This is a genomic window from Borreliella bavariensis PBi (assembly GCF_000196215.1).
Classification (GTDB): Bacteria; Spirochaetota; Spirochaetia; order Borreliales; family Borreliaceae; genus Borreliella; species Borreliella garinii.
Genome location: NC_006156.1, coordinates 56611 through 80641, shown reverse-complemented (window position 1 = coordinate 80641; position 24031 = coordinate 56611). Strand labels below are relative to the sequence as shown.

Genomic DNA, 24031 nt, shown 5'->3' with positions numbered 1-24031 from the left:
TTAACTTTGTTATGATTTTTATTTTTCTCTATTTTTATGAAAGCTCTTTTATTACTTTTTTTAATCCCAATATAAAAATATCAATTTCTTCTTGTGTATTATAAAAATAAAAGCTAATTCTTAAAAGATGGTTTTTATTTAAATTTTCTGGGAAAAATGCTACATAAGAACAAGTTTTTCCGGCTCTAGTTGCTATTCCAATTGTATCTAAATATGTTTCAATATCATGTGAGTGAATATTTTTTACTGTAAATGATATTATTGAATTTCTTTTAAGATTTGTATTTAGTAAAAATTCGACTTCATCAAGCTCTTGTAATTTTTTTACCCCATATTCTATTAATTGCTGATCATGTTCTAAAATGAAATCCATAGAAATATTATTGATATATTTTATTGCCTCTTTAAGCCCAATAATTCCTGCAATATTTGGAGTTCCTGATTCGAATTTATTGGGAGCATCAAGTGATTTAAATTTAATTTTTTCATTTTTTATGAATATTTCTTCTACAGTATTTCCTCCTAATTTTGGACTATCAAGTTTTTCAGCCATATTATTTGAAATGTATAAAATTCCTATTCCTGTTGGAGCAAGCATTTTATGGCCAGAAAATACCAAAAAGTCACAGCCAATTTTTTTAACATCTATTTTTATATGCGGCGCCATTTGTGCAGCATCTACAAAAAGACTTATATTATATTTTTTTGCGATTTTTCCAATAGATTCTAAATCATTCATTGTTCCCAAGGTATTATTTATTCCTGAAATACTTATAAGCTTTGTTTTTTCTGTAATAAGTTTTTCAATTTCTTCGGGGGTAATAATTCCCATTTCATTGAATTTAGCAAACTTAATTGTTAGATTAGCTAATTTTGCAAGATTTGCCCATGGCAGCAAATTACTATTATGTTCAAGAGTTGTAAGAATAATTTCATCTTTTTTTTTAAAGTATTTTGAGTAAAAAAATGAGTTTGCGATGATGTTAATTCCATCCGTAGTTCCAGAAGTAAATATTATATTTTTTGAAGATTCTGCATTAATAAAATTTTTTACAAGTTCTCTTGTTTTTTCAATTTTTATGCTAGATTGAATTGCAAATTTGTGACCGCTTCTATGTACATTTGCGTTGTAATTTTCATAATATTCAATGATAGAATAAATTACTTTTTTAGGCTTTTGAGAGGTTGCTGCATTGTCAAAATAAATTATATGCTTATTGTCAAACTGTTTATTTAAAATAGGAAAATCTTTCCTTAAAAACTTAACCTTTTCTGCATTGCTTTTTATTTGTTTGAAATCCATAATCCTTAAAAGTTCCTTTGTTTTAATTTTTAGCTTTTAATCATTATAGCATTATTTTTTATTTCATAAAAAAAGTTTAAAATGATTATTAATTAATAATCATTTTTTTTAAATTGAAATTTATTTTTTTGTATAAATTTTGTTTATTGGCTATGTTTTTTGATTATGATATACTCGTTTATATGAAAGAAGTAATTTATAGGTTTGAAAAAGATGAAGATTATAAAATGGTTCCTATTAATAATATTTATGGGAATGTAACTAATACAGGGGAGATTTTTTGTGATCTTGTTTTCGAGTCTACAGAGATTTCTGAGGAGATTGCTTATACAAAAACCAAAGAAGGTGTTTTAGAAGATGCCTCAAAAGAATTGAAGCGCGGAGAAGAGGGAAAAATAGTATTAATCAACTCTTTTATAGGAATTTCTATTACAAAGACTACTGCCAGAAATATTGCTTATTGGCTTTTAAAAAAAGTTGATGAATTAGAAGATAATGAATAATAGTAAAACATCTGAAGATAGAATTAAGATTTATTTATCAAAACTTAAAAAGTATAAAAGTAAAATTTTAAGCAAAAAGAGTATTAAAAATATTATTGAAATATCAGATATTTCTGATAATGATATTGAAAATATGGGGCTTCATTTTAAAAAGTCTTATGCGAGAGTCAAAAGATTTGTTGATGTGGGGAAGATAGATGTTGCTTTTAGAGAGCTTGAATCTATCTATTTTTATTCTCTTCACGATAAATCAATATTTAGTTTATTTTTTTTTCTTTTTAAAGAGATTACCGATAAGTTAAATACTAAAGAATCTAAAAAAAAAATGATTCATGTAAGTTTACAAGCAAAAGAATTTGGTATAAGAAATGATTTAGATTTAATCGACTATTATGAATCTAAGAAATCAAAGAGCAGAATGTTAATATTAGCCTTGAGCTCTATTTTAATATTTTTTATTTCTTTGATTACTTACAGATCTTTTCAAAGTTTCATTGGTGTAAATGAGAACGGTAAGGCTTCTTTAAAAGAAAAATTTACTCCTCCTTTAATATCGCAAGGTCTTCCTCCTATTACTATGGCTACGGATTTAGTAGTTGAAGCTGCTAATCTCATTTCAGATTCTAAAGACTTATATTACATAGAAATAGAAGACGCTAAAGTTTTAGTTTTTGAAGATGCTCATTTGTATCAGCTTAAAGCAGGGGTTGTCTCAAAAGAGCATCCTGTTAAAAAGATTTCCTACAGAGTTACAATTTATGATGATCTTGGCAGATCTGTGTTTAATCAGGTTTTTGACAAAGAAAGTGATTTTTCTCTAAAATGGGGTAAAAATGTTTATATTCCAATTGATGTTATATCAAGTATACCAAGAGCTATTGATGTTAATCCTAAAAAAGTAGTATTAGATATTATTGAAGTAGATTTTTTTAAAAATGTTGATGATAAAATTGGTGTAAATCTTGATTCAGATTCTTTTATATTGAAATTTAAATATATTGGAAATTATTTTAAAAAGTCTTTTGGGATTTGTAAAGCAAATACTGTTATAGAAGTTTTCAATTCCTCAAAAGATGTTATTAAAAATTTGGAGATTGAAATTGGTTATATTGATAAGGAAGGTAGAATTATTAGGTCTTTGAAGCGTAAATTAATCTCTTCTGCCAATTCTTTTTTAAAATCTAAATCTAAACAGAGTTTCACAATTAGTACAATTTTCTTAAATGAGATTTATCCTACAATTGAAAAGGATTTTTCATCTATTAAAATTTATAATGTAATGATTAAATAGGGCTTTAAGCGCTATCTTAAGATTTCTTTTTCTTTTAGATTTGAGACAATGTTGAGCGGAACCAGTGTAGTTAAAATGTTTATTAACATATATAAGCTAAGAAGTGTTAAGCTAAAGCTCAGGCTTAAGTCTATTTGAAATTCAGATACGTAATATTCTGAGTTTAATATTTCAGAATTTTCTTCTCCAAATATTTTTAAAAAAAAGTTTAAAACATTATCAACAAAGTTTATTAAATAAGATATTTTAAGTGTTAAATAGTTCCCAATTATTATTCCAATCCCGCAAAAGGTAGTGCTTAATGTGAGCGATATCAAAAGAAATATTATTTTTATGTTTAAATTATTCATTCCAATTGATTTTAGTATTGCAATTTTCTTTTTATTTTCAAAAATAAGCATTGAAATAGACGAAGATATATTAATGCTTGCAAATATTATAATCAAAGCCATAATGAATATTAAAAGTTTTTTACTTATATCTAGATTATTGTATTTATTTAAGTAAAGTTCATAAAATGTTTTTATTTGGAATTCTTGAAATTCAGTTTCTAAATTCTGTTTCAAGATTTCATTGTTTTTTATTGAATTGAAATTTGTTTCAATTCCAATTATGCTTTTTGAAAACTTTTTTGACATTAAATTTTCGTTTTCAAGAGAAATTAAAACTAAGTTATTGTCAATATCTTTTAGTCCGGTTTCAATTATTCCTGAGATATGAAACTTTTTTATTCTGGGCAGTATTTTATGGTTTTTTGCATTTGGAATCAAAATATCAATTTTTTCATTGAGATTTAAATTAAGTTTATTTTTTATTTGATTTGGAATGAGTATGGAGTCCTTTTTTAAATTTTTAGTACCTTTTATTAATTTTATTGATTTGTTTTCCAATATGAATTCATTTTCTATTGCTCTTATTAATACGCCTTGTTTTTTATTATTTCCAATAATTCCGTAAGTTCTTTTCTCAAAAAAGTAATTTAAATCTTTGTAATTATATTTTTTTTTAAATGAGCTTAATCTGTCTTTTAAGTAATTGGTTTTATTTGTGTTATTGTATTCTATTTGAATGGAAAAACCTTCACTTTCAATATATTTATTAATAGTAGAAGTCATAATATTGCTAGACATATAGTAGACAATAATTAGTGGGATCATTACTAAACTTAATGATATTCCAGAACCTATTAAAGCTATTTTATTTGTTGAATTTTTAAAAATTATATACGCAATTTTTGTAATTTCTGTTAGCTTTAGAAGCATCATAGTTTTTTTAATGTCCTATCTTTGAATTCATATTTTGAATCTGCTTTGTTAGCAAATTGAGGGTTATGACTAACTAGTATTAAGGTTTTTCTAAAATTTTTTGTTGTATTGATAAGTAGATTTTCTACAGTTTTAGCTGTACTTAAGTCTAAATTTCCCGTAGGTTCATCACATAAGATTATATCAGGTTCATTGATTAACGCTCTAGCAATAGCAACTCTTTGTGATTCGCCTCCAGAGAGTTCTGAAGGATAATGTTTTGCTCTGTTTTCTATTTTTAGTATTTTCATTAGATCTAGAGCTTTTTTATTTACTGTTTCCTTTGTTTCCTGGCCTGAGATGATTTTGGGTAAAATTATATTTTCAGTTACATTGAACTCATTTATTAAATTATAATTTTGGAATACTAAACCTATTTGTCTGTTTTTATACAAACTCAATGTTTTTTCATTTGCATTTTTCAAAACTATTCCACAAGATATTATTTCCCCAGAATCTATTTTATCAATTCCTGAAATCATATTAAAAAGAGTTGATTTCCCGCATCCACTTTTTCCTTGAATTGAAATAAATTCACCTTTTGTTACAGTTAAGTTTAGATTTTCTATTACTTGAATTTTTGTTTTATTTTTTTTATATGCTTTGCAAAGATTTTTTATAATTAATATATTTTCCATATTACGACCCATTTATAGTTTCAATGTTTTTCTGACTTCCAATTTTTTTTGTTGCTTTCATGCTTGAATATATTGTAGAAAAGCATGCAAAGCAGAAAGTAAATACTAAATCGCTTAAAAATAATTTAGGAGTAATTGTATCTTTTACTATTTGTATTTTAATGCCATCTATTTCTAAAGCCAATATTTGATTTAAAAAATTTATTAAACTGTTTACTAGATTATCAATTATTTTTAAAATTTCATTTATATTTAAGGAAATTGAAATTCCCAGTATCAAGCCAAGAAGTCCCCCTATAGTGCAGATTATTATTGAGTGAATAAAAAAAATTTGTTTTATTTTTTTTATTCTAAGCCCCATGGATAATAGTATTAAAATAGCTTTATTTTTGTTTATTATTATTCTTTTTTGTAGATAATATGCATTAACAGCAATAACAATGAAAATGCTTGTTAAAATAATTAACATTGTATTTCGTTCTATTTTCAATGCTTTATAAAATTCTTTATTGTATTCATTCCAAGTTTTTACTTTAATTTTTTGATTAATAGCTTTGATCTTTTCAATTAATTTGTTACTTGGATTTAAATTTTTTGTTTTTACTTGGTAATTGATGTTAGAATTACGTAAAAGATTATTTTTAATAAAATAGTCTATATTCATAAAAATTAAATTTTCATTTATTTTTGCATAATTACTTTTGAAAATTGATTTTATTTTAAAATTTTTTATATCATTTTCTAATGATATAAAGTTTTTTATTTCATCGGCGATTATTAATCTTAAGGTATCATTTTTTAATAAGTTAAAATTGTAGGAGAGTACATTTCCAATAATGATCTCATCGTCTTTAAGATCCAGTTCATCTTTTTCAAGTCCTGTAAATGTAATAAAATTTTGGTCTTTTTTAAGATCTTTAATATCAACTGCAATGATATGCAAAATAGTTGGATAATAATAATCTTGAATTCCAATGCCTTGCGTTTCGTATATTTTATTTATATGTTTTATTTCCTCAATCTTTTTAATTTTTTTGATTTCTTCTTTAGTAAGTTCATTTTCTATTTTCAAATTTCCACTTTCTACATTTGTAGTGCTAAGGAAAAAATCGTTTTGAAAACCATTCATAATTGATATTGTTAGGATAATTATTATTTCACCTAAGGTAATGCTTAATATTATTACAATTGTGAGGGCTAAGCTATTTTTTTCTTCTAGTATTAATTTTTTAAGCAAAAAATTTCTTATACCCATTTAATTTGTTCCTATTGGTTTTTCTTCGATGATTTTTCCATTCTTATGCTTTACTCTAAGAGCGGGTTTTTTATTGTAGTATATTTCTTCTTCATATTCATTATCATTGTGGTATTCGGTTTTTAGATAAATTATATCGTTTTCATAAATTTTTTTGCTTTTTAATTGGTTGTCTTTGTTATATTCGTATTCAATTTTAGTATTGGTATATTGGTCTTTATCCTTTTCTTTAGTGTTTTGAAAAATTATCATATCAGATGAGTTGTATTGAAAATCATTTATTTTTATAAGTTCATTATTTTTATATGTTTCTTCTTTAATTAGATTGTTTCTTTGATATGTAGATATGATTTTTGTGTTTGCTTCTTCAACGGTATTTACTATTTTTTGTTCATCTAGATATTGGTTTTTTTCTTTAGATTTTATTTTATTATTAACAATAATTGTACTGTTTAAATTTCTTTTTTTGTCATCATATTTTATAGCCTTTGTTGTTGATTTTTTGATGTCAAAATATGTAGATTTTATATCGCCATTGATTCCATAGTTCCAAATTTGGAAATTTGATCCTGTTATTTTTAGTAATTTACCATTTTCATCTTTAGAGTAAAATATTAATTTTGGTTTTTGGTTTATTGTTTTTAAATTCTTGGATATTAAGTTGCCGTTTTCATAAAAGTAATTTGCTGTTTCAAGAATTTTTCCTTTGCTGTCATATTCAATTTCTTGTATTTTATTATTTAAATTATCGTAAACCTCTTCTTTTCTTTTTGTATCTTTTGTATCATAATATGTGATTTTTCTTGTGTTTTCTATTATTTGAATTGTCTTATATTTTATTAAATTTGTTTCTTTATATAAGTAGAGTTTTTCGGTATCATCAATCAAATGATACTCAATGTAAAATCCTTTTTTTGGTTTTTCGTTTAATTTTTGGTATTTATTGAAAAATGTGTCAGATGCAAAATAGCTTTTTGCATAAATAATTTGTGTTATAAATAGAAGAAGTATTAATTGTTTTTTTTTCATAGCAATTTATTAAGATATTCATTGATATCAAATTCTTTAATGTCTTCTAGTGTTTCTCCAAATGTAGTAAAGTATATGGGCTTTTCAAGAATTTTTGAAATATTTATTATTACACCTGCTCTTGAGGATGAATCAAGTTTCGTGATTATTATTCCGTCTATTTCTATTGCTTTATTAAAAATTTCTGCTTGGCTATTTGTATTTTTTCCAATAGTAGAATCGATTACAAGTATTTTTTGATAATTGATATTAGTGTTTTTTATTTGCTTTAATATTACATTGTTTATTTTTTGAAGCTCTTTTATTAAATTCTCTTTATTTTGCAATCTTCCGGCTGTGTCAATAATTAATGCATCATAATTTTTAATCTTAGCGCTTGATATGCTGTCGAATATAACAGCTGATGGATCGCTTCCTTGGTTTTGAGATATTATTCTGATTCCAATTTGTTCACCATAAACTTTCATTTGTTCAATTGCGGCTGCTCTGAATGTATCAGCAGCGGATATTAATATATTTTTGCCTTCATTTTTTAATTTATTTGCAAGTTTTGCTATGCTTGATGTTTTTCCAATTCCATTTATGCCAACTATTAACAAAATGTTTAATTTGTTATTTTCTAGAGTAAATTTTTTTATATTAATATAATTACTTAAAAGTTCTTTTAGTTTTTCAATAATAGTTTTTTCGTTTTTATTTTTTTCTTTTGTTAATTTGTTTATTATCTCTATTACAATTTCATTATTAATGTCTGATTCTAATAGAATGTCTTCTAAATTTTCAATAATATTTTCTTGTTGCTTGCTTTTAAATAAATTTTTTATTTTTTCTAAAATGCCCAAATGTTTGTTCTCCTATTTTATTGCTAATTGTTAAATCTATTCTCCTAGATTTGCTTCTTTAATATATTCTACTAAATGAGTTATTAATGAAATAAAGCTACCAATAGTTAAGGTAATACCTGCTCCAAATAGAAATTTTGCAGTCATTTGTTCTGCTTTTGCCATATAAACATCTTCAGCTGTTAATATTTTGTTGATAAAGTGATTGCCAGTTATTTTATAAAGTGCTTCTGCATTGTTAAGTAACGTTCCTGCAAAAATGGTTCCTATTGTGCTTAATGTAAAAACAGCTAGATTAATATAAAATTTATCTCTTTTATTGCTAAGTCTATTTTTGATAGTTTTTATCATTTCTATTTCTACTTGATCTTTTTCTTTATTTATTAACTTGAATTTATCTTTATATCCTTCAGATTTAAGCAAAATGATGTCTTGATTTTCTGGTTTTTCTATTTCAATTGGGGTTTCTCCCATAAATATGCCTTTTTTAAAAACTTTAGATTTCACATTGCTTTTAATTTCTACTTTTTTAGAGATTGTTCTTTTTAAGTCAATATTTAATATTATTGAATCTGCATTTTTTACTTTTCTTTTAATAGAGTAGTTTTCGAAATTTGTGCTTGTGATTTGTATTTCAATTTCTTTGTTTGGGATTTTAGAAATGTCAAAAATATTATTGTAATAGATTCCTTTTGAAACAAATTTTTCATTTATATAGATTTTTGCATCCGAGTTGTTTTTGACATTAATGTTGATTTTTAAAAATTCTCTACCTAATATTTTTTTGAAACTGTGTTTTGTTATTTTATCTGCAATTTCATTAACAGAAGAGGATGTTTTAAATACTGCTTTTTCAGTCTCAATTTTCTCGGGAGTAACGTTGCTAATTTCTAGTAAATAATAATTTTCTATTTTTTTAAGGTCAATATAGCTAATAAAAAATAATTCTTCTCTTATGAAAAATTCTTTATTTAAATTTGAGATGTTTGTTTGTTCTTCGATTTTTTTATATTTTACTTTTAATTTTTTTAAATTGCTAAAATATTCTGCAAATCTTTTTTTTTTGCTTTTAATATTTTGAATATTTTTTTTAAGCTCATCGATTTTAGTTTCAGTGTTATGCTTTTCTTTTGCGTTTATTATGTTTTGCAGTTTTTTTATATCCATTTCTTTTTTTAATTTGCTAATTTCAAGTTCTGTTTTTATTATATCTTGATTTATATAAATATCTTCAATAATATTCTTGTCATCGTTGCTTACAACATGCTCTGTTATTTTATCGTAGACTTTGTTTAATTGTTTTTCAATTCCTTTTTTAAGGTCAATATTTTCTTTTTTTGTATTAATGATATAGGAAAAGTTGTATTCAATATTACTTTGAGAATGTATTTTATATATTGTAAATATTAGCAACGGCATTACTAGGGTTAGTTTAAACTTTTCCATTTTAAATACTCTTCTATGAAATTATCTATATTGCCGTCCATAACCGAAGTGGTGTTTGAATTTTCAAATTTTGTTCTGTGATCTTTTACTAAATTGTAAGGTTGAAATACGTAAGATCTTATTTGGTTGCCCCAAGAAATTTCTTTTTTTACTTCTTGCTTGGATTTATTTTTTTTATCTTCTTTATTCTTATAGTATTCGTAAAGTCTTGATTTTAAAACTTTCATTGCCATATCTTTGTTTTTGTGCTGACTTCGGTCGCTTTGAGATTGAGTTACTATTCCTGTTTCAATGTGAGTTATTCTTACAGCAGAGGATGTTTTGTTGACGTGTTGCCCCCCAGCTCCCGATGCTCTATATGTATCAATTCTTATATCTTCTGGTTTAATTATTATTTCTATTTTCTCATCAATAACAGGGTCAACAAATACTGATGCAAAAGAGGTATGTCTTTTTTTAGCAGCATCAAACGGAGAAATTCTTATAAGGCGATGTATTCCAACTTCACTTTTTAAAAGTCCATAAGCATATTCACCTTTGATTTCTATTGTAATAGATTTAATTCCACCTTCTGCTTCAAGCAAATCAATCAGTTCTGTTTTATATTTTTTTCTCTCAGCATATCTTGAGTACATTCTGTAAAGCATTGCAACCCAGTCACATGCTTCAGTGCCTCCAGCACCAGAATGAATAGTTAAAAAAGCGCTGTTTATGTCAAGCTCTTCTTTAAAGTAAGAAATTGTGAGTAAATTTTTGTACTGTTTTTCAAGTACATTAAATTCGATTTCTAAGCTGTTAATATCTTTTTCATTTTCAACAATTTCACAAAGATCGCTTAAATCTTTGATTTTGTTTATTAGCTCTTCCCACGGATCAATTTTATTTTTCAAGATACTTTGAGCTTTTATAACTTCTTGGGCTCTTTTAGGATCATTCCAAAAATTTTTCTGGTGTATTTCTTTTTCGTATTTTTCTATTTTATCTTGAATTTCTTTTTTGTCAAAGCTTCCTCCAAATGCCTTCGGCTTGTTCAAACAATATATTTATTTTTTCTTTCATTTTTATTTCTCGCTATTATTTATTGTATATTAATATAATTATATTTGGAATTAAAGATAAAATAAACATTATAAAAAAATATATTGGTTCGTTTTCCAATATATTGATTTTAGGTTTTTTATCAAAGTTTTTTTTAATTGATATTATTGACATTAAAGCTATTAGTATGCCAAGTACAGACAGAATAAGTATTTCTAATCCTTCAAGAAATCCGTTGTTCTTATCAAGCGCAAAAAATGTTATTGCAATTAAACTGCTATTTGAAAGCATAAAATCGTTTGAATAATTTGATTTTTTATTGTAAACAATAAACATATCATTTAATACCTTAAATGATAATATCAGCATGTAAATTAAAATTACATAAAAAATTGGCATTAAAAACAATAAATTGTTCTTTTCAAGTAGTTTATAGAGATAGAATGATATTGAATATATTAATAAAGAGGTAATTGTTATTATGACGTATTTTTTTATTAAGATTTCATTATTTTTTATTTTTATGTCTTCAAATCCAACAAAGTGTATTAAAGTTAAGTTGTTAATAATTAAGCATGTAATCAAATTATTAGTCATAATTTTATTATATCCTTTTCATCCTCTTGAAGGGGTTTGAGTGCTTTTCCTTTATTTTTTTTTAAAAAATGCATTATTTTTTTAATTTTAAAGGTTAAGCTATATTTTTTTATTAAGTTTGAGCTTGCTTGTAAGATAAAGATAGATATTATGACCGATAAAGTTTCAAAAGGAATATAGCTTAATATTAAAAAGTATATAAATGCCAATATCGACCCGTAAAGGATTTGCTCAAATTTGAAGTGAGGTGTTATTTGCACTTCTGTTGCCATTGTAAATATTAAGAGCATTGGTATTGGGGAAATAAGCAATGTTAACATATCTGAGCTGATGTGGCTTAGCATTCCTATATTATGTGTTATGTATGAGATTGTCATTAAACTTATATAAAATGACAATGGTATTAATTTGTTAATTATATATTTACCAACTATCAATAAGAGTCCAAAATAAAGCAAGATTGGAGATATTGTTTTTTCATTATTAACTCCTAAAAGACTTTCAATATGAAATCTTGTGACAATTATATTAAAAACGGAAAAAATGTTTTTATTTACAAAGTTTTCAATTGCATCGATGTTTTTATTTTCATATCTTGTCAAGGTATTTAAACTTTTAAAATTTTTTATGTTTGGATTTGTGCTAATTATTTCATTCCAGGTTGGAATTATTGGGGTTGAGTTTTTAAGCTCTTCTTGATAGGTTTGCTTAAAACTTACTGGAAAATTTAATACAAAAAACATAAAAGAAATTAATATAGGATTTGCTAAAAATGCTGATAGCCTGAAAAAGTAAAAGAATACTAAAAAAGTAAACAATAAGGAGGCTATTTTTAGTGTAATTGCTAAATTTAAAGGCAATATAATGCTTATAATTAAGGCATTGTAAACAAAAAAAGACAAACATTTGTAATTAATTTTTAGCATTATTGGTACATAGATTGCTACACTAATAAATATTAGCAGTAAAGTGTCTGTCATGAATTTTGTATTATTTAAGAAAGAAAACATTAAACTAGGCAATAATGATAGTATGATAGCAAAGTATATATCTTTTAAATTGTTTTCAGTGTATATTACCTCATTTATTAGGCTTTCATTTAGAATTTTACCTTTAATTTCTTTTTGAACTTTATGTATTTCTTCTTCTACTTCTTTGTCTGTATATTTAAATATTTTTAATTTGCTGTTATCATTTATTTTTTCATTCTTTAAGTATGAGAAAATAATATCTTCCATTTGTAATGGCGAAAAGCTAGATATAAACAATGCTCTAATTTTGTCATATATTGACTTTTTCTTTAATATGGTGATGCTATAAATATCCCTTGTTATTGGTATGTTTAATGTTTCAATTTTTATTTTATTGACCGGATTGTTTAAAAAAATTTCATATTTTTTTGTATCAATTTTTTCGTTTATTACTTGGCTGAAAGAAGTTCCAATTTTTACTTTTAGTATTCTACTTTTTATTTTTTTATTTCCATTTATAGCTACAAATTTTTCTTTATAAGGATTGTTATTGTTTATAACAATATTTGTATTATATAGATCTTCAATATTTACTAATAAAATATTGTTGAGAGGGTTTATGTCATCTTTTGCATTTTTATTATTGTATAAAAAGTGCATTATCATTTCGTGATTTGTATAAGGATATGCATTTTCTAAAGATTTAATTTTTATTTTTTTGTTTTTAAAAATATTTAATTTTTCGAATGCTTTTTTCAGTTTGTCTTTATTTGATATTATTGTGATTTCTTTGAATTTAAATATTTTGTCGATTATTTGGAATCCTGAAAGAATATCTTCTAATTTTTCTGCCATCAGTGCTTCTGAAATATTTGTAAACACATCTTTTCCATTTGTTAATAAAATCATTTTGTCTATTTTTTTACATTTGTTTATGAACTGAAATAAAGAATTTTCATTAAACCAAGGAATTCCTAGTTGAATTAATTTTGCTAGGGTCTTTTCTCTTGATATTTCATCTTCAATTGGGGTTTTTTCGGTTTTTATTTTTCCTTGAAATTTGATTAATGCTGATTTTAATTTTTTACCATCTGGAAAGTTTGCTGTGTATATTTTTTCCACTATTCCAGATATTGGGGAGTATGTATATAGTTCTATGTTTGAATTTTTAGATAAAATTTGATTTTCTTCTATTTTTTGTTTTTCAATTATGTATATTATAGATTTTGAATTTTCTGTTTCAAGGGGTATGAGGGCATATTCAGGTATTTGAATCTCGTCAATGTTTACCTCGTATTTATTATATTTTTTAAAAATTGTTTTTACTTTTTCTAAGTCTAGCATTAGCTATCTATCCTTGAATATATTTTTTATAGGTTTTTTCATTTATATTTAAAAGAATTGTAAATCTTATTGCTTTAAATAGGAATAGTAATACAAAGAAAGGCAAAGAGAATAAGAAGAGCATTTTGTAATTTTTTTTATCTATATTGATATTATCCTTATTTTCTTTATATATTAGTATTGGGTTTTTATTGTTTAAAAACAGACTTGCAAGATCTTTTTTAAGAGCCTCATCAATAAATGATTTGTCTACTTCGTAAACGGTTTTAGGATTAATTTCTATCTTGTTGTTTTTGACTTCAAAGTAATTTTCTTTTATATTTTTAGGAATTTTTCCATATTTAGCAGTAATATTGTATTTTAGTTCGTTTTGATAAAGAATATGGGATAGATACCCTACAATATTGGGCATGTCTTTATTATATCCTAGCATTATATAAATATTGTTAGGATTTAAATAATCGAAATAATTTAATTTTTTACTGTAAAGGTAGTTGATGTTTTTATAAGAATTTAGTATATAGCTTGAATAAACGAATGGCATCAATGAGAGTGTAAATAGCAGCAGATGTATTGCTATTTTAAATTTTAAAGTTTTTTTTTCTTCTTTTTTTCTCTCTTTAATTTCGATCGGGAATAAGAATGTATCTTTAAAATTGCTTTCTGTTTTGATCCAGCTGAAAATTAAAAAAATGCAAAGGGCTGGTATTGCAACAAATGCAATAAAAGTGGGATCAATATTTGTAGTAAAAAAGGCCGTGATTGTAATGAAATATAGAGTTGCGAATGTAAAGAAAAATAGTAAGTGTTTTATTTTTGTTATTAGTGTTAAAAAATTTATTTCTTTTAAATATATTTTATTGTAATTTTTGTTAAAATTATTGATTATTGAAAATAACAAATAAGAGAGAACTGTAAATGGATAAAAATACATTATTTCTTTACTTATTATAAAAGTAAGTGATGAGATTAATAGAAAAATTAAAGTAAATATAGAGTTTGCTGGATTTAAAAAAATTAATAAAATTATTATGATTAAAAATATTATGCTTGAAATAAAATTAATTTTTGTTTTGTAGTCAGCAGAATGCATGTCGACATTGATATTGAGCTCTTTTTTTAGGTTTTTAAAATTTATAGTTTTAAATCTGTTTTCAACATAAAGAAGTTTTTTATTTTCTATGTTGAAAAGATTGGGAAGTTTTTTTAAAAATATATTTTTTCTCAAGTCAAGATTGTTAAGTTTGTTTGTTTCATTTATTGTGATTTTTTTATTTTCGGGAAAGTCTAAAATGTCAATTTTAGTTGTGTATTCTGAGATTGTTTTGTATCCTAATGAATTTATGTATTCATTAGCAGTTTTTAGGTCTGCTTCATTTGTGAAGTATAGGGGTTTATAATCTCCAAATTGAGCTACATCGCATGAATTGATAAGTGGCATTGTTGCAATTAAACACAAAAGACTTAAAAAGCGCAACATTTATTTTTTCCCTGTACTATAAATAGCACACAATATATGCAGAGACTATTCCTATTATTATGCCCGTTAGAACCTCTTTCTTTTTGTGTCCCTTGACCACTTTTATTTCTGTGGGGCCAATTTTTATTTCTTTTTTTAATTTTTCTGACAATGCATTCAAATATTCTGCCTGAACCCCAGACATATATCTTACTCCGAAAGAATCTCTTATTGTAATAAGAGCAAAGGCAAGAGCTATTATAAAATTGTGCCTTATCCCTTCAGTTATTGCAATTGAGGTTGAAAGCGCAGTGACTGTTGATGAATGACTGCTTGGCATGCCCCCTGTTTCTAGAAAAATTTTTTTTAAAAGATGCACTGGAGTTAGTTTTAACTTTCTTGTTTTTACAGTTTGGATACCATATTTAATTACTTGAGCAGAAATTCCTGATACAAAACAAGATAAAAAAAGATCGTTGGTAAGCAATGCCCTTATCATTATTAAACCCCCTTTTATATTGCAAATTTGCCAGCCTTTATTATCGCGTATTCTTTTTCATTTTTATCTACACCAATGACATCCAAGTCATCGCTTCCAATCATTAAATCTGTATGTATTAATGAAACATTGCATCCGTAATTTAGTTTATCTGTGTCAGTTTTTAAATCTTCTTCGTTACTTAAACAAGATGGATATGCAGCTCCTAGTGCTATATGGCAACTTGCATTCTCATCATACAATGTGCTGTAAAAAATAAGATTGCTTTGATAAATAAGGGAACTGCTGTCAACTAGTGCTACTTCTCCTATATATTTTGCTTGAATGTCGGTTTCAATGTGTGATTTTAATATTTCTTTTTGTTTCTCATCACTACAGCCAAAGTCAACAACTTTTCCATTTTCGAATTTTAACCATATTCCAGATATTAATGTTCCAAGCACCATGACAGGGCGGGTGGCATAAACAATTCCTTTTGTTTTTTTATAGTTTGGAGTTGTAAAAACTTCTTCTGTTGGCATATTGGCATTAAATTCTATTTCTGTTTCTTTGATTTTTTCGCTTCCACCTGTCCATAGGGAAGTTTCAAGTAGATATACTTCTAGGTTTGTTTTTTCGTTTTTAAAAATTACCTTTTCTAGGTTAAGTTCATTTAATATTTTACATCTTTTGTGAAGTCTTTCTCCATGGGATTCCCATTCTTTTATTGGATTTTCTCTATCAAGTAACAATATTTTCTTTTGTATTTTGAAAAATTCTTCTAAGGTTTCATTTCCTTCTTTTTTATTTAAAACCTTGGAAGCCCATTTTGGACCTGGCGAACAAACAACACACCAAGCTATTTCGTTGCTCATTATTGCTTGTGATAAGGTTTTACTTGCCAGATTTAATGCTTTTTGATAAATTGACATTTTTTGACCAATGCTCTCTTTTAAGTCTTCAAAATTTTCTGTATCATCGACGTTTATTCTTGCCCATTTATCTTGAACCATTTCTTCTAAAAAACTCTTTTCGAAATTTGGAATAAATTCTAAGCTTTTCTCTTGTGAAAATTTTAACCTTGATTTTAAAATATCAATGTCTTTAATATTTAGTTTGACATACTTAGCTCCATGTTCATAAGCTTTTTTTGCTAATATTTTCAAAAAATTGTAATTTTCGATTGAACCTTGAATTAGAACACATTGATTTTTTTGTAAATTAATTCCCTTTAAAATTATAAGTTCTGCATATTTTATTAAATCTTTCTCCATTTATTCCTCCCGAATAGGTTCTTCTAAAACGTTATCATTAATGTAATTTGCAACAGCCTCTTCATCATTTGTCCCTATTACTTCTAAGTAAGGTAGCATTGCTTTTAATCTATAATTTGAATTTCTCATTAGTAATCCCTTTTTTACATTTTCTAGCATATCAGTATCATTAAATCCATCTCCAAAAGCTATGGTTTCGCTTAAATCAATATTGATGGTTTTAAGAACTTCTTTTAATGCATTTCCCTTTGAGACTTTATGATCTACAATTTCTAGTGAATTTGGAGTAGAAAGGTATGCATTTATTTCTCCTTTGTATTTATCTAAAATCATCGCTTCATATTCTATTAAACTTTCTTCTTTGCCGGCTAATATTATTTTTGCAACATTTTCAAAATTTTCAAGCTCATTAAAGTCTTTAATTTCTTTAATTTTATTGACTGGACTGACTATTTCATGTCTTAAGAGATTAGATTCTTTTCTAAATTTTTGGCATTCATCAATTGCAATTTTAGTTTTGATATCAATATTTAATTGGTCGTCGTATTGATCTGCTTTATGTAAAAAATGAGGTATGTGACTAAACTTTTTGTCTCTTAAATTTAAAATTTTCTTTATCACTTTAGGAGATAAATTATGACTTTTTATTAATTTCCATTCTTGGTTGTAAACTTTTGCTCCGTTTAATGTAATGAAAAATGAAACTTGCAGTTGATCTATTTTTTTTGTAATTTGAATGATTTCATTCTTGCTTCTTCCTGTTGCTATTATGAATTTCTTTTTTTCTTTTGTTAATTTTTTAATTACAAGTTCTGTAAAGGCTCCAATATAGCTTTTTGATACTAAAAGAGTACCATCAAGATCAGAGGCAACTGCCTTAATATTTTTCATATTTTATCCTTTAGGAGTTAATTTCAAGCTAAATTATATCAAATTTTTTTTTTTTTTTAAATTGATAATTATTTGGTATACTAGTATTAATAGTTATATAAAGGGGATTTTTTTGGATATTAATAAAAGATTAGCTTTACTTAGAGATCATATGAGGAAAAATGGAGTTGATGCTTATTTGGTAACAGGTTATGATCCTCATTTTAGCGAATATTCTCATGAAAGGTATGGTGCTCGCAAGTTTATTACAGGTTTTTCTGGTAGCTTTGGCACGGTAATTATAACATTATCCAAAGCTGTTCTTTTCACGGATGGTAGATATTTTTTACAGGCCGATCAAGAACTTAAGGGAACTCAAGTTACATTAATAAAGCTTGGAGTAAAAGGATATCCTGATATTTTTACGTATATAAATTTAAATTTGCAAGAATCAAAGCTTGGAATTTACTCTGATGAAATTAATATAAAGTTTTATAAAGAGTTGTCTAGAAAATGTAAAAATACACATATCGAGGTTTTAAATCAAGATCTAATTGATTTAATTTGGGAATCTAGACCCCAGCTTGAGTTTAGCCATGTAGTTGAATTGATTGATACTGAGAAGAATAATAAAAGAGTTGAAAAAATCAAATCTATTTATTTAACTCTAGAAAATAATTCAGCAGATTTTTATGTTATTACTGCTCTTGATGAGATTGCTTGGATATTGAATTTAAGAGGTTCAGATGTTAAAGAATCTGCATTGTTTTATTCGTTTCTTTTAATATCTAAAAATCAAGATCGAAAAAACGTTCTTTTTATTGATACAAAAAAACTTGATTCAAGTGTTAAAGAAGCACTTGAAAATGAAAATTTTGAAATAGAGGCTTATAGCAATTTTTATTGTTATTTGGATCGAATAAGACATGAAGGTAAATTTTTTGTTTCACTTTATACTAATCTTAGGGTTTTAAAGCTTCTTGGCGAGAACAATGTCATTTTGGGAGAAAGTATTATAGGCGATCTTAAGGCGGTAAAAACTGATTATGAACTTCTCAAAATGAAAGAAGCGCATGTTATTGATGCTATTGGCTTGATTAAATTTTTACATAAGTTTAAAAGTCTTAGTAAGGCCGAATTGGCTGAGTTAGATGAAATAGACATTGCTGATATGCTTTTGCATTTCAGGAAATTAAATAAAGACTTTTTTAGCTCTAGCTTTGACTCAATAGTTGGTTTTAAAGAAAATGGGGCTCTTCCGCATTATAAGCCCAAAAGAGGCAAAAAAATCAATACCAATGGTCTTCTTTTGATTGATTCTGGTGGTTCTTATTTTGGACTTGGGACCACAGACGTTACAAGGGTTTTTCTAATAGGGAATGCTTCTGGTGAAGAAAAGCATGACTATACTTTGGTTCTTAAGGCTTTTATTAGCCTTGCTTCTTTAAAGTTCCCATATGGATCTTCAGGGGCTTTTCTTGATGGAATTTGTAGATTGCCGCTTTTAAAAAATGAATTGAATTTTATTCATGGCACTGGGCATGGTGTTGGTTTTTTTCTCAATGTTCATGAGCTTCCAGTTTCGATTAGTCCTAATTCTAACTATCCTTTTAAAGGATCCGAAGTGGTTTCAATTGAGCCTGGTCTTTATCGAACATTTAGTCATGGGATAAGAATTGAAAATTTAGTTTTTGTAAGGCAAGCTTTTGCAAATGATTTTGGAACTTTTTTAGAATTTGAAAATTTAACTCTTGTTCCTTTTGAAAAGGAATTGATAGTAAAAGAAATGCTCTCGGAGGACGAGTTAAATTATATCAATAATTATCATGAATGTGTGTTTTTAACTTTAAAAGAACATTTTAATGATGAAGAGGAGTTGAAATTTTTAGCAAAGCTTACAAGTAGAATATGAGATTTATAATTGCATTTTTAATGATTTTAAATCAAGGATTTTCAGGCTTGTTTTCTTTGCCGGAAGATATTATTTTTGAGAGTTCTTATGAGATTGCAATTAAAAAAGCTCAAAAATTGGATAAAAATGTTTTAATTTTGGTTGGTAGAGATATTAAAGAAAATCTAATAAAAGATTTTTTAAATTCTTTTAGAAATGATGAAATTATTCACACGGTATCTAAAAAAAATGTTTTTTTAGTTATCGATAAGGATAATGAAATTTTTAATAAAATTAATCGACAAAAAAGCCCAACTATTTTTTTTGTAGATTCTAAAAATGAGCAAATAAAAGCGGCTTATGCGGGAACTGTTTTAAGTGGTGTTCAATTCGACAAGGATTTTCTGAACTATGTTATTGGGACTATAAAATCAGCAAGTGTTCTAGAAAAGCAAAAAAATTATGAAATCAATACTATTAATGAAAGGATCTTTTTTTATAAAACATTAAAAGGTGATTGGCGATTAAAGCTTAACGGTAAAGACAAAAAGCTTGTTCTTTTTGATACAGATCTTAAAGAATTTTTAGTTTTTAAAGATATTGATGAAAACAAGCTTTATGCCATTCCTAAGTCTAGGATTGGTAATATTTATTTTTCATTAGCAGGAAATGAGGAATGGAAGCTTTTTGGAAAAATAAAATAAGTGTCTTTTTCTGTTTGAAAGGGGGATGGATTTTTATGGAAATGGTATTTTATCCTAATGATTTGCTTCGTGTTAAGACAAAACAAATTGATAATATTGATAATAAAATTAGGGATTATGCAAAAAAGATGATAGAATTGATGGATATTAGTGGTGGAGTGGGACTTGCTGCTCCTCAGGTAGGCCTTGATTTGTCACTTTTTGTAGTTAGAGAGAATCGAATGGCAAGACCTTTGGTTTTTATTAATCCTTCAATAACAGAAACTTCTTATGAGCTTAATTCTTATAAAGAAGGATGTTTAAGTATACCAGGAGTTTATTATAATTTAATGAGACCTAACGGTATTGTGGTAAAATTTTATGATGAGAATGGAAAATCTTTTACTATAGAAAATTCTGATTTTTTGGCAAGAATTATTCAACATGAAATGGACCATTTGAATGGAATTCTTTTTATTGATTATTACGAAGAAAGGATCAAAAATAAATTGTTAAAGCCTTATATGAGAGAAAGAGGTTTTAAGACAAAATGAAAATATTTTTTGTAAGTTCTTCTTTTATTGCTTTAGAAGTTTTTAAGGAGATTTTAAGGCATTATGAAGTGGTGGGGGTTTTAACCCTGCCTGATAAACCTAAAGGCAGAGGACAAAAGTTAAGTCAAAATGTAATAAAGGTGGAGGCTATTGCTAAAGATATCAAGGTTTTTGATCCCTTGATTCTTGATAACAATACATTAAATTCAATTAGAGATTTGAATCCGGATTTAATGTTGGTTTTTTCTTATGGCAAGATATTTAAAAAAGAATTTTTAGATATTTTTCGAATGGGATGTATTAATGTTCATCCTTCTCTTTTGCCTAAATATAGAGGTGTTTCTCCTATTCAATCTGCAATTTTAAATGGTGATTGTGTTAGCGGTATTACTATTCAGAGTATGGCTTTAGAAATGGATAGTGGCAATATTTTGGTGCAAAAAAAATTTAAAATAAGATCTTATGATACAAGTTATGATATTTCAAAGCTTGTATCAAGTCTTAGTCCAAGCCTTGTTTTAGAAGCTTTGGAAAAAATTAGTAAGGGGTTTTTAGGAATTCCTCAAAAATCGAGCGAAGCTACCTTTTGTTCTTTTTTGAAAAAAGAATTGGGCTTTATAGACTTTAATTTAAGTTCATTTGAAATTAAAAACAGAATTAATGCATGCAATCCTTGGCCGCTTGTAAGGGCTAAGCTTGATTATAGTGACATTATTTTTCATCGTGCTGATTTTTGGGAAATAGATTTATATAAAGAGAGAAAAGTAGGAGAAATTGTTGATTTTGATCCCGAAAGAGGATTATTTGTTAATACTGGTAAAGGAATTCTTTTCCTCTTAGAAGTTCAAAGACCCGGAAGAAGGGTTTTAGATTTTAAGTCTTTTTATAATGGGAGTAGGCAGCTAATAGGACGAGTGTTTTCTTCAGTAGGAGGAATATATTAGTTTTAATAATAATGACAATTTAGAAAATAAATTTTCCAATGGAGAGGAATTCTTTAAAGATAAAATATATATTCCTCAGAGTGGCGAAAATTGCAATAATGAAGTATTAATTTTGCCTAAAGCTACAACCAGGGCATTGCTTTTAGTTATTTTTGGATCTTTAATTGTTTCTTTTGCAATTTTTTTTATGGTTTTAGAAAATAAGGAGATTGCAGTTGTTCCAAATCTTTATTCTCTTACCCTTGAAGATGCTATTATTGAATTGCAGAGAAAAGAGTTAATTCCGCATATTGAATTTAAATTTTCTTCAAGCGCTCTTGACAAAGGAAAAGTGATAGAGCAGGGTCCAAAACCAGGAACTGTTTTAAGACATAATAATAAGGTTATAATTTTCATTAGCAAAGGAGCTATAATAAACAGAGTTGATAGCTTTATTGGCAAAAACATTAATGATGTTATTATCAATTTAAAGGCCAATTCTTTTGATAATTCTAAATTACTTTACCACATTGTTAAACCTCTTGAGGTTGAGAGTGAATTGCCAAAAGGGATAATAATTCGTCAAAATCCATCACCGGGGAGTCAAATATCAAGTTTAACAGATCTTCAATTTTTAATTAGTAAGGGCAAAGATCATTTAGACAAACATATTAAAAATTATATTGGAATTTATTATAAAGATGCGATTGCGTCTCTTTTGAATGATGGGATTAGCTTTGACCTTGATTTGGCAAATACGGGCGATTTTGGAAATGTTGTTTTTCAGTCTATTCCATCTGGAACCAAAATAAATGAATCAGATAAAATTTTAATTACTATTGCAAAGCCCAAGGTTGACAATAAAATTGTTTTTGGAATTTTGACTTATAAATTAAGACAGCATCCATCTTATGTTGATATATCGGTTAGACTAAAAGGCTTGGATGGTGAAAATTCTTTGATTTATTCCTTTAAGTCAAAAGGAGGTCTAATTAAATTGCCTTATGAGGTCTACAAAGGCTCTATGATTGAACTTTATATATATGATAAGCTTATAAATCAAACAGTTATAAATTGATTGTGTTTAAATGGATTGACTTAAAGTAATAAAAAAACTTTTAATATAAAATCACACATTAATTAGTTTTGATGCAGTAATAATAGATGCAGCAATGATGGCTGTTTCTGTTCTTAGGATGTTTGATGATATGCTGCAAGGGGAAAAATTATATTGCGTTATTAATTGTTTCTCTTTTTCTGTAAATCCCCTCTCGGGTCCCACAATAATGGTTGCGTTGTTTATTTGCTCTATATCAATTAATTTTTTTTTACTATCTTTTTCAAGCAATATTTTTATTTCAAAATTTTCTTGTTCAATATATTTAAGGCTTTCCTTTAAATTTTTCATAATTTTTATTTTTGGCAAATATGTTGTTCCTCCTTGCATTGCTCCGGCTATTAAATGTTTTTCGTAATCATTATTTTTAAAGATTTTAGAATTTAAATACGACTTTTGAGTAAGCTCAGTGTTAAAAAAAATTATTTCGTATATTCCAATACTAGCAAGTTCTTTTATGATTCTTCTGGCGACAAGTGGTCTTATCATCCCAATTAGTACATTTAATTTTTTGAGTTTATTAGATTCTTCTATTTTAAAGATTTTCTTGAAAAATAGTTTTTTATCTTTTTTGTAAATGCAATGGTAAATGTTTCTTTCTCCAAGAATGCCAAATTTAAATTTGTCGTTATCTTTTAATTTTAAGATTTTAACAAGATGCTCTGCCCTGGTGTCATTTAGTGAAATTCCTGTTTTAAATTCATTAAAAGTTATTAACATTAGATTCATTTCTTATAATTCCTTATTATTAATATTGTATTTGTGATATAATTTTAAGTCGATAGGGGGGCATGTATAATATATGGCTGTTTCTTTAACCAAAGAAGATTTTGTTGCTAAAGTTTTTGATTATAAGAATAATAAAGAGTGGAGTTTTATAGGCAAGAGGCCTGCAATAATTGATTTTTATGCTGATTGGTGTGGTCCATGTAAAATGCTTTCTCCGATTTTTGAAAAATTTTCAAAAAAGTACGAGAATAGAATTGATTTTTACAAAGTAGATACAGATAAAGAGCAAGATGTTGTTTCTGTGCTTGGAGTTAAAAGTCTTCCAACTATTCTTTTTATTCCTGTTGATGGCAAACCAAAGGTTTCTGTTGGCTTTTTACAAGAAGATGCTTTTGAAAATATAATTAAGGATTTTTTTGGTTTTTAGTTTGCAAAATAAAATAAATTAATGAATTACTATAACGATTAATTTGTTTTTGTAAGTTATATATG

23 protein-coding genes are annotated in these 24031 nt (G+C 26.1%); 8 read left to right on the top strand and 15 right to left on the bottom strand.

Annotated elements, in window-relative coordinates:
* Window positions 1–34 precede the first annotated feature (34 nt).
* Window positions 35–1303, bottom strand: coding sequence for a cysteine desulfurase (locus BG_RS00405; RefSeq protein ID WP_011193435.1), 1269 nt, complete (start codon window positions 1301–1303; stop codon window positions 35–37).
* 182 nt (window positions 1304–1485) lie between these two features.
* On the opposite strand from BG_RS00405, the gene BG_RS00400 reads away from it, so the two are divergent.
* Both BG_RS00400 and BG_RS00395 read left to right on the top strand, forming a co-directional pair.
* Complete coding sequence (locus BG_RS00400) at window positions 1486–1806, top strand: hypothetical protein (protein WP_011193434.1); 321 nt, start codon at window positions 1486–1488, stop codon at window positions 1804–1806.
* Window positions 1799–3097, top strand: a complete 1299-nt coding sequence (locus BG_RS00395; protein WP_011193433.1) for a hypothetical protein — start codon at window positions 1799–1801, stop codon at window positions 3095–3097. The genes BG_RS00400 and BG_RS00395 overlap by 8 nt, the downstream gene beginning before the upstream one ends.
* Before the next feature lie 11 nt (window positions 3098–3108).
* Here the strand turns inward: BG_RS00395 and BG_RS00390 are convergent, their stop codons facing one another.
* From BG_RS00390 to BG_RS00330, 13 genes are all read right to left on the bottom strand, one after another.
* Complete coding sequence (locus BG_RS00390; protein ID WP_011193432.1) at window positions 3109–4362, bottom strand: ABC transporter permease; 1254 nt, start codon at window positions 4360–4362, stop codon at window positions 3109–3111.
* Window positions 4359–5039: an ABC transporter ATP-binding protein gene (locus BG_RS00385; RefSeq protein WP_011193431.1), complete on the bottom strand. Its 681-nt coding sequence runs from the start codon at window positions 5037–5039 to the stop codon at window positions 4359–4361. The genes BG_RS00390 and BG_RS00385 overlap by 4 nt, the downstream gene beginning before the upstream one ends.
* Before the next feature lies 1 nt (window position 5040).
* Window positions 5041–6294 carry an ABC transporter permease gene (locus BG_RS00380; protein ID WP_011193430.1) on the bottom strand — a complete coding sequence of 418 codons (1254 nt, stop codon included), beginning with the start codon at window positions 6292–6294 and terminating at the stop codon, window positions 5041–5043.
* Window positions 6295–7323, bottom strand: a complete 1029-nt coding sequence (locus BG_RS00375) for a hypothetical protein (RefSeq protein ID WP_011193429.1) — start codon at window positions 7321–7323, stop codon at window positions 6295–6297.
* Entirely contained in the window at window positions 7320–8165 is an 846-nt protein-coding gene (gene ftsY / locus BG_RS00370) for a signal recognition particle-docking protein FtsY (RefSeq protein WP_011193428.1), read from the bottom strand. Before ftsY ends, BG_RS00375 begins: the two co-directional genes overlap by 4 nt.
* Window positions 8166–8201: 36 nt before the next feature.
* A complete protein-coding gene (locus tag BG_RS00365; protein ID WP_011193427.1) occupies window positions 8202–9611 on the bottom strand; it encodes a hypothetical protein in 1410 nt (469 codons plus the stop codon).
* A protein-coding gene (gene prfB / locus BG_RS00360) for a peptide chain release factor 2 (protein WP_123771942.1) occupies window positions 9593–10670 on the bottom strand; the annotation gives its coding sequence in 2 pieces (ribosomal slippage) (window positions 9593–10612 and window positions 10614–10670; 1077 coding nt in all). The genes BG_RS00365 and prfB overlap by 19 nt, the downstream gene beginning before the upstream one ends.
* A gap of 15 nt (window positions 10671–10685) precedes the next feature.
* A complete protein-coding gene (locus BG_RS00355; RefSeq protein WP_011193425.1) occupies window positions 10686–11246 on the bottom strand; it encodes a hypothetical protein in 561 nt (186 codons plus the stop codon).
* Window positions 11243–13561 carry an RnfABCDGE type electron transport complex subunit D gene (locus BG_RS00350; RefSeq protein ID WP_011193424.1) on the bottom strand — a complete coding sequence of 773 codons (2319 nt, stop codon included), beginning with the start codon at window positions 13559–13561 and terminating at the stop codon, window positions 11243–11245. Before BG_RS00350 ends, BG_RS00355 begins: the two co-directional genes overlap by 4 nt.
* Before the next feature lie 7 nt (window positions 13562–13568).
* Window positions 13569–15041 (bottom strand): hypothetical protein, encoded by a 1473-nt coding sequence (locus BG_RS00345; protein ID WP_011193423.1) that lies wholly within the window; start codon window positions 15039–15041, stop codon window positions 13569–13571.
* Between the two features lie 16 nt (window positions 15042–15057).
* Window positions 15058–15519 (bottom strand): divergent PAP2 family protein, encoded by a 462-nt coding sequence (locus tag BG_RS00340; RefSeq protein ID WP_011193422.1) that lies wholly within the window; start codon window positions 15517–15519, stop codon window positions 15058–15060.
* A gap of 14 nt (window positions 15520–15533) precedes the next feature.
* Window positions 15534–16772 (bottom strand): aminopeptidase, encoded by a 1239-nt coding sequence (locus tag BG_RS00335; protein ID WP_011193421.1) that lies wholly within the window; start codon window positions 16770–16772, stop codon window positions 15534–15536.
* Window positions 16773–17663 carry an HAD family hydrolase gene (locus BG_RS00330; RefSeq protein WP_011193420.1) on the bottom strand — a complete coding sequence of 297 codons (891 nt, stop codon included), beginning with the start codon at window positions 17661–17663 and terminating at the stop codon, window positions 16773–16775.
* Between the two features lie 112 nt (window positions 17664–17775).
* Here BG_RS00330 and BG_RS00325 point away from each other — a divergent pair, with 112 nt between their 5' ends.
* The 5 genes from BG_RS00325 to BG_RS00305 all read left to right on the top strand — a co-directional run bounded on the left by BG_RS00325 (window position 17776) and on the right by BG_RS00305 (window position 22771).
* Window positions 17776–19554, top strand: a complete 1779-nt coding sequence (locus BG_RS00325) for an aminopeptidase P family protein (RefSeq protein WP_011193419.1) — start codon at window positions 17776–17778, stop codon at window positions 19552–19554.
* Window positions 19551–20237, top strand: coding sequence for a hypothetical protein (locus BG_RS00320; RefSeq protein WP_011193418.1), 687 nt, complete (start codon window positions 19551–19553; stop codon window positions 20235–20237). The genes BG_RS00325 and BG_RS00320 overlap by 4 nt, the downstream gene beginning before the upstream one ends.
* 35 nt (window positions 20238–20272) lie before the next feature.
* Window positions 20273–20770 carry a peptide deformylase gene (gene def / locus BG_RS00315; RefSeq protein ID WP_044007946.1) on the top strand — a complete coding sequence of 166 codons (498 nt, stop codon included), beginning with the start codon at window positions 20273–20275 and terminating at the stop codon, window positions 20768–20770.
* On the top strand, window positions 20767–21714 hold the full coding sequence (gene fmt, locus BG_RS00310) for a methionyl-tRNA formyltransferase (protein WP_011193416.1): 948 nt from the start codon (window positions 20767–20769) through the stop codon (window positions 21712–21714). The genes def and fmt overlap by 4 nt, the downstream gene beginning before the upstream one ends.
* Window positions 21715–21778: 64 nt before the next feature.
* Window positions 21779–22771, top strand: coding sequence for a PASTA domain-containing protein (locus tag BG_RS00305; RefSeq protein ID WP_049770777.1), 993 nt, complete (start codon window positions 21779–21781; stop codon window positions 22769–22771).
* Between the two features lie 51 nt (window positions 22772–22822).
* Here the strand turns inward: BG_RS00305 and BG_RS00300 are convergent, their stop codons facing one another.
* On the bottom strand, window positions 22823–23539 hold the full coding sequence (locus BG_RS00300) for a 16S rRNA (uracil(1498)-N(3))-methyltransferase (RefSeq protein WP_011193414.1): 717 nt from the start codon (window positions 23537–23539) through the stop codon (window positions 22823–22825).
* 73 nt (window positions 23540–23612) lie between these two features.
* Between BG_RS00300 and trxA the strand changes: the two genes are divergently transcribed.
* Window positions 23613–23966, top strand: a complete 354-nt coding sequence (gene trxA, locus BG_RS00295) for a thioredoxin (protein ID WP_011193413.1) — start codon at window positions 23613–23615, stop codon at window positions 23964–23966.
* Window positions 23967–24031 lie beyond the last annotated feature (65 nt).